Source organism: Mesorhizobium sp. B2-3-5, assembly GCF_006442395.1.
Taxonomy (GTDB): Bacteria; Pseudomonadota; Alphaproteobacteria; order Rhizobiales; family Rhizobiaceae; genus Mesorhizobium.
Genome location: NZ_VFVX01000005.1, coordinates 52,761 through 67,530, shown reverse-complemented (window position 1 = coordinate 67,530; position 14,770 = coordinate 52,761). Strand labels below are relative to the sequence as shown.

The 14,770-nt window shown below is 62.0% G+C and carries 13 protein-coding genes and 1 pseudogene; 7 read left to right on the top strand and 7 right to left on the bottom strand.

Annotation, left to right across the window (positions count from 1 at the left end):
• Positions 1-38: 38 nt before the first annotated feature.
• Complete coding sequence (locus tag FJ958_RS08165; RefSeq protein ID WP_140741389.1) at positions 39-1,016, top strand: nucleoside hydrolase; 978 nt, start codon at positions 39-41, stop codon at positions 1,014-1,016.
• Positions 1,017-1,369: 353 nt separating this feature from the next.
• A complete protein-coding gene (locus tag FJ958_RS08160) occupies positions 1,370-2,035 on the top strand; it encodes an outer membrane beta-barrel protein (RefSeq protein WP_140741387.1) in 666 nt (221 codons plus the stop codon).
• Here the strand turns inward: FJ958_RS08160 and FJ958_RS08155 are convergent.
• The 4 genes from FJ958_RS08155 to FJ958_RS08135 form a co-directional block, all read right to left on the bottom strand.
• Positions 2,032-2,619 (bottom strand): GNAT family N-acetyltransferase, encoded by a 588-nt coding sequence (locus FJ958_RS08155; protein ID WP_140741386.1) that lies wholly within the window; start codon positions 2,617-2,619, stop codon positions 2,032-2,034. The two genes, FJ958_RS08160 and FJ958_RS08155, sit on opposite strands and share 4 nt — an antisense overlap.
• Before the next feature lie 495 nt (positions 2,620-3,114).
• Positions 3,115-3,315, bottom strand: coding sequence for a hypothetical protein (locus tag FJ958_RS08145; RefSeq protein ID WP_246679543.1), 201 nt, complete (start codon positions 3,313-3,315; stop codon positions 3,115-3,117).
• A gap of 141 nt (positions 3,316-3,456) precedes the next feature.
• Positions 3,457-3,873 (bottom strand): hypothetical protein, encoded by a 417-nt coding sequence (locus FJ958_RS08140; RefSeq protein WP_348642197.1) that lies wholly within the window; start codon positions 3,871-3,873, stop codon positions 3,457-3,459.
• A gap of 451 nt (positions 3,874-4,324) precedes the next feature.
• Positions 4,325-5,005, bottom strand: coding sequence for a DUF1236 domain-containing protein (locus tag FJ958_RS08135; protein WP_140741384.1), 681 nt, complete (start codon positions 5,003-5,005; stop codon positions 4,325-4,327).
• 319 nt (positions 5,006-5,324) lie between these two features.
• Here FJ958_RS08135 and FJ958_RS08130 point away from each other — a divergent pair, with 319 nt between their 5' ends.
• Both FJ958_RS08130 and FJ958_RS08125 read left to right on the top strand, forming a co-directional pair.
• Complete coding sequence (locus FJ958_RS08130; protein ID WP_140741383.1) at positions 5,325-6,344, top strand: NAD-dependent epimerase; 1,020 nt, start codon at positions 5,325-5,327, stop codon at positions 6,342-6,344.
• Positions 6,345-6,532: 188 nt separating this feature from the next.
• Positions 6,533-7,021, top strand: a complete 489-nt coding sequence (locus tag FJ958_RS08125; RefSeq protein ID WP_140741381.1) for a hypothetical protein — start codon at positions 6,533-6,535, stop codon at positions 7,019-7,021.
• A gap of 138 nt (positions 7,022-7,159) precedes the next feature.
• On the opposite strand, the gene FJ958_RS08120 is transcribed toward FJ958_RS08125, so the two are convergent.
• Positions 7,160-7,489, bottom strand: a complete 330-nt coding sequence (locus FJ958_RS08120) for a hypothetical protein (RefSeq protein WP_140741379.1) — start codon at positions 7,487-7,489, stop codon at positions 7,160-7,162.
• Positions 7,490-8,202: 713 nt separating this feature from the next.
• Here FJ958_RS08120 and FJ958_RS08115 point away from each other — a divergent pair.
• Together FJ958_RS08115 and htpG are read left to right on the top strand one after the other, a co-directional pair.
• Entirely contained in the window at positions 8,203-9,090 is an 888-nt protein-coding gene (locus FJ958_RS08115) for a hypothetical protein (protein ID WP_140741377.1), read from the top strand.
• 230 nt (positions 9,091-9,320) lie between these two features.
• Positions 9,321-11,206: pseudogene (gene htpG, locus FJ958_RS08110) on the top strand (molecular chaperone HtpG).
• A gap of 86 nt (positions 11,207-11,292) precedes the next feature.
• Here the strand turns inward: htpG and FJ958_RS08105 are convergent.
• Together FJ958_RS08105 and FJ958_RS08100 are read right to left on the bottom strand one after the other, a co-directional pair.
• A complete protein-coding gene (locus FJ958_RS08105) occupies positions 11,293-11,964 on the bottom strand; it encodes a hypothetical protein (RefSeq protein ID WP_140741375.1) in 672 nt (223 codons plus the stop codon).
• A 274-nt stretch (positions 11,965-12,238) separates the two neighbouring features.
• On the bottom strand, positions 12,239-12,940 hold the full coding sequence (locus tag FJ958_RS08100; RefSeq protein ID WP_140741374.1) for an alpha/beta hydrolase: 702 nt from the start codon (positions 12,938-12,940) through the stop codon (positions 12,239-12,241).
• Between the two features lie 186 nt (positions 12,941-13,126).
• On the opposite strand from FJ958_RS08100, the gene FJ958_RS08095 reads away from it, so the two are divergent.
• Positions 13,127-14,677: a winged helix-turn-helix domain-containing tetratricopeptide repeat protein gene (locus FJ958_RS08095; protein ID WP_140741372.1), complete on the top strand. Its 1,551-nt coding sequence runs from the start codon at positions 13,127-13,129 to the stop codon at positions 14,675-14,677.
• Positions 14,678-14,770: the final 93 nt, after the last annotated feature.

Sequence of the window (14,770 nt, the reverse complement as noted above, 5' to 3'; positions counted from 1 at the left end):
TTGTTCGAACAGAATCCGCCGACAAGAGAGGTGCCACCATGGAGAAGATCATCCTGGACTGCGACCCCGGGCATGATGACGCCATCGCCATCCTGCTGGCGGCGGGCAATCCGAAGATCGATCTCCTCGGCATCACGACGGTTTCGGGCAACCACAATGTCGAGAACACCACGCGCAACGCGCTTTCCGTGTGCACCGCCTATGGCATCAAGGTGCCGGTGGCGAAGGGCTCCCCCGGCCCTTTGATCATCGATCAGGTGCTGGCGGTCGAGATCCACGGCGATACCGGGCTCGATGGCCCGGTGCTGCCGCCTGCCTCGTTCGAGCTCGACAGGCGGCATGCCGTCGACTTCATCATCGACACGGTCATGGCGCATGAGCCGAAGACGATCACGCTTGTCCCGGTCGGCCCCTACACCAACATCGCCTTAGCCGTCCGCAAGGACCCGCGCATCGTCGAGCGGGTGAAGCGGGTGGTCGCGATGGGCGGAAGCTACACGCGCGGCAACATCACGCCCGCGGCGGAGTTCAACGTCTATGGCGACCCGGAGGCCGCCGACGTGGTGTTCCGCGCCGGCTGGGACGTCACCATGGTGGGGCTCGACCTTACGCACCAGGCGCTGGCCACCCCGGAGCTGCAGGACAGGGTGCGCGCCGTCGGCGGCCCGATCGCCAGGTTCATCCTCGATATCTGGGAGTTCATTGCAACCACGCATGGCGGCCTGCTGCAAATCGAGTATCCCGCCGTCCATGACGCATGCTGCGTCGCCGCCATGATCGACGGAAGCGTCTTCACCACCGAGAAGGCCGACATCCGCGTCGAAATTGCCGGACGGTGGACCAAGGGCATGACGGTCTGCAATTTCGAGAAGATGGGTGGCATGCACCATTTCGGCGGCACGGCGAGCGAGCAGATCGACTTCCGCCATACCGTAGCGATGAAGCTCGACCATGCGAAGTTTTGTGATCTGATCGTCGATGCGCTCGAGCGGCTCACCAGCCAGAAGAAGGCGTAATTCAAGCGCTGTCCGAACGAACAGGACGCGGCTGGTTGTGAACCGGGGCAGCCCAGCGAAGCGGCCGACTTGGCTTGGTCCCGTCCGAGCGACCGCTTCAGGCGATGCATCTCCCATGCGCGCGGCTATAGGGCCGTAGACGTCGAGATTGTGGCTGGCTTGCCACTGCGGTCATGGTGGCGGCGGTCCCCCCTTACAACGGGATGACACGCAAATATCGCGAATGCGTTGGGCAGGGTCTTATGCCTCAGGATCGCGATAGGTCAGCCAAATCGGGAAGCGACTGTGACGACATTACAACAGCATTTCAATACCATGTGGGATATGGTTGAACCAACGGGTCGGGGTGATTCATGATCAAGATTTTCTACGCGTCGGTTGCTCTGTCCGCTCTGGCTTTACCCGCCAATGCTCAGGATGGTCACTGGCAGGGGTCTTATGTCGGCGCGGAACTGGGGGCCGGGTTTTCGCGCCCAGGCTTTGATGGTTCCCCGTCGGCGAGTGGCTCTGATTTCGACGACACGGCATTCATAGGTGGCGTCTATGCTGGCCACGATTGGCAGGCTGGCCAGTTCGTTTACGGTGGCGTCGCAAATCTGGATTTCCTCGGCTTTCACGATCAGAATTCGTCACATATCGTCACCGACCCGATTTTCGGGGGAAAGACGCACTCGTACGATTACGATGTGACCTGGGTGGCGTCCGCACGCGCACGGGCAGGCTTCCTGGCGTCGGATCAGTTTTTGCTGTACGGCACCGGCGGCGTTGCCGTTGCCCGCATAGCGGCTTCCTCGTCAGCAACCGGCCTTTTCGGGGGGACCGATGACGTCAACAAGACCAAAGTCGGCGGTGCCTTTGGTGCAGGCGTCGAGTACGCGTTCGCGCCGCAATGGTCGTTGAAGACAGAATATGTCCACTATTTGTTCAGCGACGTCCATGTCGGAGGCAATGGCGCCGACCAGGTGACGTTCAAGCCATCGTTTGGCACTTTGAATTTCGGAATTTCGTACCGCTTCTAGCTGCGCCCAAACGATCTTGCCGTGTCGCGCACGAAGTGGCGCGACAATCCCGGCCCCTCAAAGACCGGAAGGGTCGGGACAGCTCGGAGACGTTTTTTGAACTCGTCCAGGGACAAGGCAAAGATGAGCTGATCCAGGCGTTCGCCCGTTTTTGCGTCGAGCCGGTGGGACAACAGTGTCCCCTCCAGACGCAGCATTCCAAGCCGGCAAGCCATCACAGCCGCATGATTGCGGGCCAGCGGTTCGAACGTCAGCTTTTCCAATTTGCGTTCAACGAACATATGCCAGATGGCGAGGCGGGTTGCTTCGAACGAAGTCTGGAGCCTTCGCTGCGCCTTATCCCCGACGATCAGATGCAGCGACCCAATGCGATGGCGTGGATCGATCTCGGTCATGATCAAGCCGATCGGCTCGTCGTCGAGCATGCGGATAGCCAGCAGGTTACGCCATATGTTGTCGAAGCTGCCGACGTAGGCACGAAACGAATCAAGCCCCATCGTCGCGCCGGGCATGTTCAACCCGGCGGCTACGGCTGGGTCGCCAAGCCAGCGTGTGAACCGCTCATTCACTTCACCCTGTTGCAAGGTTCGGATCCGACAGTGCTCGCCGGCTCGGTCAACCATTATCGGTCGAGGAGCAGCGGTCAGTGGCGGCAGGCCTACGCGCTGTCCAGGGTGAGGCATCTTAGGCATCTGCAGTACTCACTTCAAACCTGACACAAAGGGCTCGCCCATGGATGGCAGAGCCGTCATAGACAGGCAATCCCCATGAATGAACGCCCGCTCCGCCCGCCATTTTCAGGGGCGGCGCCAGCGCGCGGGCTCAACTTTCTTCACCAATGGCTGTGCCACAATGCCCCGCAGACAGCAAAGTCCGAGATGATCGATCCTATCGATGAATTAACGCCCCGGGTCGACGGACGCGTCGATGGACGCCCTGGCTCGTACGAGGCGCCCAATCGGGGGGTGGAGACACCAAGCCCTTATGTCCAAGGAAATCGCGAAAGCCGAACGCCGTCACCCAACGCGACATGGGCGCAACGTCGCTCAGGGAAGCGCCTAGATCCGGCTGTCGGCGCCCTAAGAATTGGCAGCAGGCGGTTTGATCTTCGTCAAGCGGGCCCTGGCTTGGGCCACATATTGCTGCGCGGACCTGATCCGGCTGCACAGCGCGATATTGATGCCGACACCACAGTCTTCATCCATCAATTCCTTGGCCCGCGACAGGGCCAGCTCAGCCCGTTTGACCCGCTGCCTTGCCCGCGCCAGTTCCAGATTCATAAGTTCTATCATTGTTCCGCATCCGTTGCGGTCCCTTCGATCGTTAACCTCTCCCCGGTGCTTTTGTTCCAGCCGGCGCGGCGGCGCCACCACGTTGCCCGGCTCCGTCGAGATCGCGGAGCCGGGCAACTTGACGCCAGATCAGTAGCCGCCGTTTTCGATCACGACGTGATGATGACGGTGATGGCGGTGCGATACGGACGCTGTCACGACCACATTGTCGTGCCGGTAGTGCCGGCGGCCGTGATCGTAGAATGCGATCTGACCATGGTGGCGGTGATGCAGGCGCTGGCCGTCCTCATTGATGACCACATTGGCGCGATGATGATGGTGATACCTGTTGATGACGACGGCGTCTTGCGCCGAAGCCACCGCAGGCGCGGCCAAGCACAGCGCCAGAGCTCCCAAGATCATGATTTTCATTTTGAATTCTCCAAAAACCAAGATGCCCTTCACCCGGTAAACACCGGCCAAACGCTTTTGTTCCGGTTTGACTGAGAGATGTCGGTGAGAGGCCTTCTCCGCCGGTCTCGCCGCACAATAGGTCGTCCGCTTCATCTATTTGACCGATGCGGCACCTTGTCCAAAAGACCATATTGAAGATGATCCTACCGGATCACCGAGTAATCCCGCAGCCAGTCCCTTGCGGATTGCTCCAAGGGCCCCGCTTGACTCCCGGTCGGCGGGGCTTTTCCATGCGTTCCACTTAAGCGCTAAAACGAATGGCCGACGCACAGCGCGGGCTCTTCTGCAATAGAGAGCCATTCATTGGGCTCTCCGCCGGCGTGACTGACTGCCGCCGCTGCAGGACTTGCTTTTTGCTTGCCGATGGCGCCGATCGTCCCTCCCGGCCGAATATGCCCGGCCCGCCCCGCCAAAAAGGCAGGGCGGGCCATATCCTTTCATGGCTCTAAAGCGCGTCGCCTCGAAACCGGTTCAGGCGACGCGCTTTGGGGTCTTGTTTTTATGCCTGTCGTTCTCGACCGAGGTCACTTTTGCGCGACATGCATCAGGTCAAAATGAGAACGATCTTTAGTGAATCCGGATCGACGATCACGATCCGCCCGTCGGCGAGCACGAAATATTCGTAGGATTCGTAGGCCGGCACGATCTTGACGATGCGAGCAGGCAAGCGGTGCAATCTGATCTTGTGCCGCGGAATTTCCACGCCCACGGAAACGTCGAAATCGACATTGGCTACGGGCTGGACCTTCGTCTCCTTGATCACCTGCGTGATCTCGGTTTTCTGTTCAACCGTCACATTGTTGATCGAGGCGGTCGAAGTCTTGTCCTGGGTGGAGGCTTTGCCCTGCGCCTGCTGATCGGTCTGGACCTTGGTCTTGCCCTGGGCCTGCTGGTCCGTGCTGGTGCCGGTCGTGCCCTGGGCCTGCTGATCGGTCTGGACCTTGGCCTTGCCCTGGGCCTGCTGGTCCGTGCTGGTGCCGGCCTTGCCCTGCGCCTGCTGGTCGGTCTGGGCCTTTGCCTTGCCCTGGGCCTGCTGGTCCGTTTTGGTAGTGGACTTGTCCTGGGCCTGGCCGTTCATCTTCGAGCCGGGCTTACAGTTAGCCATTCCGGAGGTGCAGTTCGTGTCCGCCCCTGATTGGTTGTCGGCCGGCTGCTGCGTCTGGGCCATTGCCGTGCCACAGCCGAGTCCGATCGCGAGCATGCTGGTGATGAGAACATGTTTCATAGGTAATCTCCTTTGAAAGGTTCGCCCTTCAATGGGTAAAACTTCTCCAAAAAGGGATGGTTCCCCTGGTCAGGAGGCGATACTAAAAGCGACCGGCGCGATCATGGCGAAACGATCCTGCCGTTCGTGTGATTTGCAGGGGCTTGTTCTGGCGGGACCTCACAAGCATGATCTGGAGGGCGAAAGGTCCATATCTTTCAGACGATCGGGCCGTGTGGAACGCGACATCAAGCCTGCCATCAAGCCGGATGAAATTCCTGGCGAGATAGAATATTGGAGTCTGTGAGGCTCGGCCTGAAACGAAAGCTGGGGATACGCCGTGACATCAAGCAGGCCTGTTCTGATCACCGGCGCGGCCGGTTTCATAGGTTTCCATCTCAGTCAGAGGCTGCTTGCCGAAGGCCGGCAGGTTGTCGGCCTCGATTCCATGAATGAATATTATGATGTCACCCTGAAACAGGCCCGGCTCGACCGGTTGCAAGCATTCCCGAATTTTCGTTTCGAGCATGTCGATCTCACCGAACGAGACCGTATTTCGGCGCTGTTTCAGTCAACCGCGCCGGAGATCGTCGTCAATCTCGCGGCGCAGGCCGGCGTGCGCTATTCGCTGACCAATCCGCACGCCTATGCGGAAAGCAATCTCAGCGGTTTCCTCAACATCCTGGAAGGATGCCGGCACGCCTCGGTCGGCCATCTGGTCTATGCATCGTCGAGCTCGATCTACGGCGGCAGCACGCGCATGCCATTCTCCGTGCACGATCCGGCCGATCATCCGTTCAGCCTCTACGCGGCAAGCAAGAAGGCAAACGAGCTGATGGCGCACACCTACAGCCATCTGTTCGCGCTGCCGACGACAGGCCTGCGCTTCTTCACCGTCTATGGCCCGTGGGGACGGCCCGACATGGCGCTGTTCATCTTCGCCAGGGCGATCCTCGCCGGTGAGCCGATCGACGTCTTCAACCATGGCAACATGCAGCGGGACTTCACCTATATCGACGACATTGTCGAAGGCATTGTCCGCGTGATGCGGCAGCCCGCGACGGCCAATCCGGAATGGACAAGTGCCGCGCCGGATCCAGCGACCAGCAACGCGCCGTTCAGGATCCACAACATCGGCGGCAATACGCCCGTTCAGTTGAGCCGGTTGATCGATGTGCTGGAAGACGCACTCGGGCGCAAAGCCATTCGCAACCTGATGCCGATCCAGCCGGGCGACGTCCCGGCAACCTTCGCCGATGTCAGCTCGCTCGAGGAGGCGACCGGTTTCAAGCCGAATATCTCGATCGAGATCGGCGTTCCGCGTTTCGTGGACTGGTATCGCGAATTCTATCGGGTATGAGGCGCTGCCAGTTCGCTCGCAACGGTGAAGCCGCTCTCTCTCGCCTTCGCTGAGGTTGCTTCGGATTCGCACGAGACACCTGCTCCGGCATTCCCTGCTTCCCGATCCGGTTCAGGCCACGATCGCACGGAACAACGCGGGAAAGCCCTCGTTGATGGACCGGCACGTTTGCTTTTGGGATGCTCGCGATGAAGCTCGAGGATGAAGCCCGTCACAAATCCGAAGATGTGAGCAACGCCGTCCTTGCGGAAGTCGTGCTGGCTTTGCAGCGACGCATCGAGGTGAACCGCCGGTTCGATATCCCTTACCTCGCCGGTTATAGCGAGGACGGGCGAACCGTCTATATCGACCGCCACTTGCCGCGAACCATGACTTGGCAAGGTCAGCCAGTAGAGCTTGCGCCCTTTTTGGTCACACATGAAATCGTCGAGAAATCCCTCCTTGACCAATTGCGCCTTCACTATCTGCATGCCCACCAGATAGCGCTGCGGACCGAGCGGGATGCCGTTCGCGCGGCCGGTGTCTCATGGCGGGCCTACCAAGCCTTGATGAAGCGCAACGAAAAGTCGATTGACGAGGAAAAGGTGCGAGCCGTCCCTCGCGACCTCGATTTGACGCCCTACCGGGACTTGGAGGATTTCGCCGTACTGGATCGGCTGGTCAAGGCTGCCGGATGAGCGGAAGACGGCGTCCCGGGGCGAACACCGGCCGCCGCGGAGCAGGCGAGCTTGGCTCCTGGGCGATAAGTGCCGTTATCTCACTATAAGCACCAGGCGATTGGTCGTTCCGCCGAGGGCCAACGCTGGCACCGATAGCTACCGTTGGTGGTGCCTGTGATGGCGCCTGTGGTGGTAATAACGGTGCGGGTAGTAATAACGGTGCGGGTAGTAGTACCGGTGCGGGTAGTAGTACCGGTGGTAATACCTGTGCCGGTAGCCGAAGTACGGCCGGTAAGGCTGGTAGTACGGATCACCGTAATACGGACCGTAATACGGGTTGTAATAGGGGCGGTAGGCGAACGGCATCCCTCCGAAGCCACCAAAATAGCCGCCGAAGGGTGGGAAGAGAAATTGTGCCTTGGTCGGTGACGTCACAGCGGCTGTGGCAGCAAGCGCGAGCACGGATGAGAGTATCAGTTTTCTCACGGTTACCTCCATTAGTTCGGTCTTGAATAACGCGGATTCTGGCGCCTCGTTCCGCAATCCGTCCCGGCCGCCGCGGCCTGAGATTCGAGACCGCCTTCCCAAGCAGGGCGATTTCGTGCGGATTTCCCAGCACCGCGCCGACCGCAATCCTCGGCGGCGTCTCGTCTGCCGGCAGGTTCCAGACACAAAGCCCGCCGGCTTGGCCGGGACGGGCTCCGCTCGTTCACACGGTGAATGAGCACTCGACAGCACAAACCTTGTTCGAACGAAATAATTCCTGCCTGTTCAGCCAATTGGCTTCTTGGTTCGAACGCTGACACGGCGTAGGCGCAATACTGCGCGCTATCGAAACGCCTTCAAAGCATCGCGCCTTGAGCAGCAACGATTGCCCGGACGCGAACGGCAAAATCGCCACTCGCCTCTCCAGCCACGATCTGGGACTTCTAGCTGGCGAAGATCGGCGTGTAGATCGCATCTCGGCCATAGGCTTCGCCACCATCACGCGGCCAGCCCAAGCCGGTCCGGCATCGAACCACAAGCCGGCTAATCAATGCTTTCACCTACGGCCCTTTCGGCCCAGCTAGCCGCGCCTTGCCAACCGGACTAGCTGGTCCGTTGGCTGCTGCCTCATTCGCGCCCCTCCGCCAGATTATAGCCGCAAAGCTGCCCGATGGCTGCCAGGCCTGTTGATCGCCACGAAGAAAGGTTCTGTCATGCGCTTGGTCTGGACGGTCATGTTTGCGCTCGCGAGCACTGCCGCTTTCGCGGCGTCGCCCGAGGACGACTATATCGCCGCGCGCGACAAGGCGATCGCGGCCATCACCGAGCTGAACAAGTCGAATGCACCCGTGGAAACCCTCGATGCCGCCGATGCCAAGGCGCGGGCCGACCTCGAAGGGCGCCTGTCCGCCCTTCTCGGCCCCTTGGCGGTCAAGGATTTCCCGGAAAATGGCACCATCAATCTGGAAAGCCTGAGCGACTCCGATGTCGGATACGGCATGCTCGACGGGCTGAGATATACCCAGAGCGGCGATGGCCCGAGCCTCGTGGCCACGACGCGGGGGCTGCTGGATCGCTGGCTCCAGGCCCGGGCCGCCGAGACCGACGAGGGTCTCAAACTGCCCACCAGCGTCGATGAGGCGCTGAAGCTCGATGCCTTCTACACCCAAGCGATCAACAGCGACGCCGCCTTCATGGGAACGCTCGACTTTCCGCTGAAAAAGCCCGAAGGCGCCGACATCGCCATGGCGCGGCTCGGCGGCTGGACACAGGATGTCGGGCCGATCCACGAGCAGCAGGTCGTCGTCACGCTCGTCAAGGGCAACAGCGTCATGATCGCTTCGGCGCCCGCCACGCCGCCTGTTCCCAGGATCGCGGCCTGCGAAGCCTTGTGGACGTCCGCGGACGAAGCCGCCCAGAAACTGGCCGCCCAGGCTTCCGAGACCAAGGACGAAAAGCTCTATGACACCGCCAATGCCGCCTGGGAAAAAGGCGACGGCGACTATCGCAAATGCATGGGCGACAAGCTGCCCGGCGACCCGGCCTTCCCCGCGCTGCTCAGCCAGGCGCAGTCGCTTGCCGACCACATGGCGGGCAAGTAGGGCGCAAGACGAGCGCCGGCGGCGAGGCTGCCAATCTCCTATAAGGCGGGAGATCGGCAGTTCCAACGCCGCGCCCACCTTACCCCTTGCCGCCTTCGCACCACGTCACGATATTGTCGGTCGCGCAGGCCGCTGTTGAACGCGGTTGCCGGCGCAATTGAAAATGGTTGAAGGATGGTCCCGGAACGTGCATGGCGCGGCGGGCAGAACGACTATGTGGGAATCTTGAAATGACGACGGATACCAAAGCGACGGAAACCAGGGCGTTCGAGGCGGATGTCTCGCGGCTGCTGCACATGATGGTGCACTCGGTCTATTCCGATAAGGACGTCTTCCTGCGCGAGTTGATTTCCAACGCCGCCGACGCCTGCGAGAAGCTGCGCTTCGAGGCCGTCAGCCATCCCGAATTGCTGGCCGACGATCCCAAGCCGCGCATATCGATCTCGGCCGATGCGGACAACAAGCGGATCACCGTCGAGGACAACGGCATCGGCATGAGCCGTGACGACATGGCCGAGGCGCTGGGCACCATCGCCCGCTCGGGCACGCGCGCCTTCATCGAGCGCGTCGGCTCCGGCACCGAGGACACGCAGCTCATCGGCCAGTTCGGCGTCGGCTTCTACTCCGCCTTCATGGTGGCCGACCGGGTCGACGTCATCAGCCGGCTGGCAGGAAGCGAGGAAGCCTGGCGCTGGTCGTCCGACGGCAAGGGGTCCTACGAGATCGCCCCGGCCCCGCTTGAAGCAGCCCCCAAGCGCGGCACCCGCGTCGTGCTGCATCTGATGGACGATGCCGTGTCCTACACCGGGTCCTACCGGCTCGAGCAACTGGCCAAGTCGCAGTCGGGCCATGTGCCGGTGCCGATCACGCTGATCGAAAACCCGGCGCCGAGGCGCGCGACATCGCCGACGGCACCGCGCTCTGGGTTAGACCGAAAGGCGAGATCAAGCCCGAGGAATACACCGACTTCTACCGCGGCGTCGCCGGCCAGTATGACGAGCCCGCCGCCACCATCCATTTCCGCGCCGAAGGCCGGCAGGAATATTCGGTGCTCGCTTTCGTGCCCGGCTCGCGCCCGTTCGATCTCTTCGACCAGGACCGCAAGGGCCGCATGAAGCTTTATGTGCGCCGCGTCTTCATCACCGATGACGCCGATCTGTTGCCACGTTACCTGCGCTTCGTGCGCGGGCTGGTCGATTCCGCCGACCTGCCGCTCAACGTCTCGCGCGAGATGATCCAGGAAAGCCCGCTGCTCGCCTCGATCCGCAAGGGCCTGACCAACCGCGTCCTCGGCGACCTCGCCAAGCTGGCGGAAAACGAGGCCGAGGCCTTCGCCAGGGTCTGGGACAATTTCGGCGTCGTCCTCAAGGAAGGGCTCTACGAGGACTACGAGCGGCGCGAGCAATTGCTGAAGCTTGCCCGCTTCCGCTCGACCGCATCGGGCGACGGCTGGCGCGGCCTTGCCGACTATGTCGCGGCGATGAAGGAAGGCCAGAAGGCGATCTTCTTCATGGCCGGCGACGATCGCGCCCGGCTCGAAGCCTCGCCCCAGCTCGAGGGCTTCAAGGCGCGCGGCATCGAGGTGCTGCTGCTCACCGACCCGGTCGACAGCTTCTGGGTGACGATGGCGCCGGAATTCGACGGCAAGCCGTTCAAGTCGGTGACGCAGGGCGTGGCCGAGCTCTCCGACATTCCCTTGCTCGACGAGGCCAGGAAGCCGGAGACGGCGGCGACGCCTGAGGTCGATGGCTTCCTGGCTTTCGTCAAGACGGCGCTCGGCGACGCCGTCTCCGACGTCAAAGCCTCGGACCGCCTGACCGAAAGCGCCGTCTGCCTCGTGGCCCCCGAGCACGGTCCCGACCGGCAGTTCGAACGGCTGATGAACGCCGCCGGCCGCCTCGACAAGGCCGCCAGGCCGATCCTCGAAATCAATCCGCGGCATGAACGCGTGCTGGCGCTGGCCAGCCTCGGCGACGACGAGCAGGCCTTCAAGGACGATGCGGCCCATCTTCTCTACGACGAGGCGCGCGTGCTCGATGGCGACAAGCCGGCGGACGCCAGGGCGTTTTCGGAGCGCCTCGCCCGGCTGATCGAGCGCGGCATCTCGAAGGGCTGAGGCCGCGCTTCGTTCCCGGCTTCCTTAGCCCCGAGCCGAAGGACATGCAGTTGGGATGCCCACGATGGGGTGGCGCCATCAGGGCTTTAAGGGTAGTAGGACCGCCCTCCGACTCGGACCAAGTGCAATTCCAACGGTCGATCAGGCGTTGATGGGACGAAGAGAGGTTTGGTCAACGCCTCAGGAATTTTGATTTCGCAACGATCTGACCTGTCGTTGTAGACGAGCGCTCCTTGTGAAATCCGTAGCGCAATATTCGAACCGCCCTGCGGTTCATTGGACCACCTATCCAAGGCCGCTATGCTATCCGGCATGGCAAACCTTTGAAACAATTGGATCTCGGGAATGAGGTGCTTTGGCCGCAGCATTGCAGACCAAATTCCATAAGGGAGGTGAGTGACCGAAAAATCGCTCTTGCTTTCCGGGTCGTTGATGTCAGCCATCACTTGCTGAAGTCCAACCATGCAACTCAGAAGCATGCGATGGAAATTTGGTGACCAAGGTGAGAACAGCAGATAACCGGGCAGTTTGTAGCTCATATTGCCACTTTTTGTCCGCCTCCACGGCCAAGGGAACTCTTGGTCGGAGTCAGTCGATCGAACGAAAAGCACACCTTTGGTTTCGCGGATTACCGGCCAAAAATTACTCGCGGGTGAGCGGCGAATTGCTTCGTGAAGCTGCGCAATAGCCTGAGCGACTGGAACAGCCTTGGCTAACTCATTGACGGCCGTGGACACATTCTGTCTTTGCTGGCGCACGTATTCCTCCGCCAAGGGCCGGTTTAGACCCCTCAAATATTCGCGATAAGTCCACATATGTTCATCGAAATCGTCGTCTAAGCGCTTAGTCACCGATCAGCCTGCCTGCAAAAATCGTGATTTATCGACCCAATTTATTAGGCACCCAACTGCACAGCCAAATACAGATACCTGTTTTTATTTCGTCAAGATAAGCCGAAGGTCTCCTCCAGGTCAAAACGGCAAATGCCCAGGCGCCGTCAACCGCCTGGGCATTCATCAAATGGGAAGCGGCTCAATTCTTGCCGACGCCGGCGGCGGCCTGCTCGATGAGCTTGGCGACAGATGCGGGATCGGAGACGTAGACCGCGTGGCTGCCGGGCACTTCCACCGTTGTCGCGCCAGCCCGATTTGCCATCTGGCGCTGTGCTGGCGGCGGGATCATATGGTCGTCGGTGGCGACGAGATACCAGCTCGGCTTCACCCTCCAGGCCGGCGTGGTGACCTTGCCTTCGAGTGCGGCCACGGCCCACGGCACTTGCGAGTCCGCCATGAAGGAGGCGAGCGAGGGACGGACGTCGGCGGCGAACGAGGCGGCGAACTTGGCCTTGTCGAGCATCAGGAAGCCGTCGACGGGCGGCAGGATCGGCGGCACGGCGGCGCCGGGAGGTGGGTTGGCGATCAGGGTCGCGACCGACTCGCCGGCATCCGCCGCGAAGGCAGCGATGTAGACGACGGCTGAAACCTTGGGATCGGTGCCGGCTTCCGACACCACGACGCCGCCATAGGAGTGGCCGACCAGGATGACGTTGCCGGGAGCGGCGGCGATGGCGCGCTTGGTGAAAGCGACGTCGTCGGCGAGCGAGGTGGTCGGGTTCTGGACGATGGTGACGTCGTAGCCGTCTTTCTTGAGCTGATGATAGACCCCTTCCCAGCCGGAGCCATCGACGAAGCCGCCATGAACGAGGACGACGGAATTTGCTGCGGTGTTGGACATTTGAGTTCTCCTTTTCAAAATCGTTGTTTGCGTTGGTGCAGGAGGACTATGCGCCGGGGCCGGTACGCGCGCTTTGAGGTGACCTTCAGGACCTCTTGATTTTGTCTTGAGATGGCTTTGATTTTGCGGCCACGACACGTCTACAGTGTCCAGGTCAGCGTTTCCGCCCCATTTGGAGCCAGCAATTTGCCGTATCTTTTCGAGGATTTCGCTCTGGACGGCGACCGGCGCGAACTGCGTAGGGGCAACGAGCTGGTCCCGGTCGAGCCGCAGGTGTTCGACCTCTTGCAATATCTGATCCGCAACCGCGAGCGGGTGGTCAGCAAGGACGATCTGGTCGATGCGGTCTGGCAGGGGCGCATCGTCTCGGACGCCACGCTTGCCAGCCGCGTCAATGCCGCCCGCGGCGCCCTTCAGGACAATGGCGAGCAGCAGCGCCTCGTCCGCACCATCCTGCGCCGGGGCTTTCGTTTCGTCGGCACCGTGCGTGAGGAAGCCGGCGCCGAGGCGGCGGCGCCGGTGGGGACACCGAAGCCCGGCCTCGGCATTCCCGCCCGCCCCTCCATCGCCGTTCTGCCTTTCGTGAACATGAGCGGCGACGCGGATCAGGACTATTTTGCCGACGGCATGGTCGAGGACATCGTCACCGGCCTGTCGCGCATCCGCTGGCTGTTCGTCATCGCGCGGAATTCGAGCTTCACCTACAAGGGCCGCGCCGTCGACGTGAAGCAGGTCGGGCGCGAGCTCGGCGTGCGCTATGTGCTGGAAGGCTCGGTGCGCAAGGTCGGCAGCCGCGTGCGCATCACCGGCCAGTTGATCGACGCCGAGGATGGCAGCCATCTGTGGGCCGAACGCTACGACCGCGAGTTGACCGACGTGTTCGCGCTGCAGGACGAGATCACCGTCAGCGTGGTCGCGGCCATAGAACCCAATCTGCGCCGGGCCGAGATCGAGCGCGTCCAGCGCCAGCGCCCCGACAGTCTCGACGCCTACGATCTCTTGCTGCGCGCCCTGCCCGATGTCTACACCTTCATGCCGCAGGGCGCGGCCAAGGGCCTGCCGCTGCTCGACCAGGCGCTGGCCATCGAGCCCAATTACGCGCTTGCCCATGGCTTTGCCGCCTGGGCGCACCAAACCCTTTTCATCCGCGGCGGCATGCTGGCACAGCACCGCGAGAAGGCGTCCCGCCACGCCCACGCCGCGATCGAACACGGCTCGGGCGACGCCATGGCACTGGCCCTGGCCGGCTTCACCATCGGCCTGGTCGAGCACGACCGCAGGCTGGCCGACGAGGCGTTCGCGCAGGCCCTGTCGCTCAGCGCCTCCTGCGCCTTCGTCTATGCCTTCGGCTGCGTGCCGGTGGCCTATGGCGGCGAGGCGGCCCGCGCCATCGACTGGTGCGAGCAGGCGATGCGGCTCTCCCCGCTCGACGCCATGAGCTGCGTGCCGCAAGGCATTATCGGCTTCGGCAATTTTCTGTGCGGCCGGCACGAACAGGCCGTCGCGGCAGGCCGCAGGGCGGTCGAGCTCAACCCCGGTTTCAGCATCCTGCACGGCTGGCTGGCGGCGCCGCTGGCGAGGCTCGGGCGGATCGAGGAGGCAAGAGCGTCGGCCGCGCGACTCCTGGCGCTCGACCCGCATTTCACCATCGGCCGCTGGGCCGCCGCCGTCGGGCTTGCGCCTGGCATAATCGACGACGTCACCGACGCCCTGCGCGTGGCCGGCCTGCCGGCCTAGGAGGCGATCTGCCGCCGACAGGGCTAAGGCATACACCCGGCAACACCCGGATATCCACTGGCTCAATCGGCCGCTGTAGACATTGGGCCGCCA

What these genes read in the sequence shown, in the direction of transcription:
- FJ958_RS08160 (WP_140741387.1), top strand. Translation starts at nt 1,370, where the DNA reads ATGATCAAGATTTTCTACGCGTCGGTTGCTCTGTCCGCTCTGGCTTTA.
- FJ958_RS08115 (WP_140741377.1), top strand. Translation starts at nt 8,203, where the DNA reads ATGCGCTTGGTCTGGACGGTCATGTTTGCGCTCGCGAGCACTGCCGCT.
- FJ958_RS08135 (WP_140741384.1), bottom strand. Translation starts at nt 5,005, where the DNA reads ATGAAACATGTTCTCATCACCAGCATGCTCGCGATCGGACTCGGCTGT.
- FJ958_RS08165 (WP_140741389.1), top strand. Translation starts at nt 39, where the DNA reads ATGGAGAAGATCATCCTGGACTGCGACCCCGGGCATGATGACGCCATC.
- FJ958_RS08100 (WP_140741374.1), bottom strand. Translation starts at nt 12,940, where the DNA reads ATGTCCAACACCGCAGCAAATTCCGTCGTCCTCGTTCATGGCGGCTTC.
- FJ958_RS08145 (WP_246679543.1), bottom strand. Translation starts at nt 3,315, where the DNA reads ATGAATCTGGAACTGGCGCGGGCAAGGCAGCGGGTCAAACGGGCTGAG.
- FJ958_RS08125 (WP_140741381.1), top strand. Translation starts at nt 6,533, where the DNA reads ATGAAGCTCGAGGATGAAGCCCGTCACAAATCCGAAGATGTGAGCAAC.
- FJ958_RS08140 (WP_348642197.1), bottom strand. Translation starts at nt 3,873, where the DNA reads ATGAAGCGGACGACCTATTGTGCGGCGAGACCGGCGGAGAAGGCCTCT.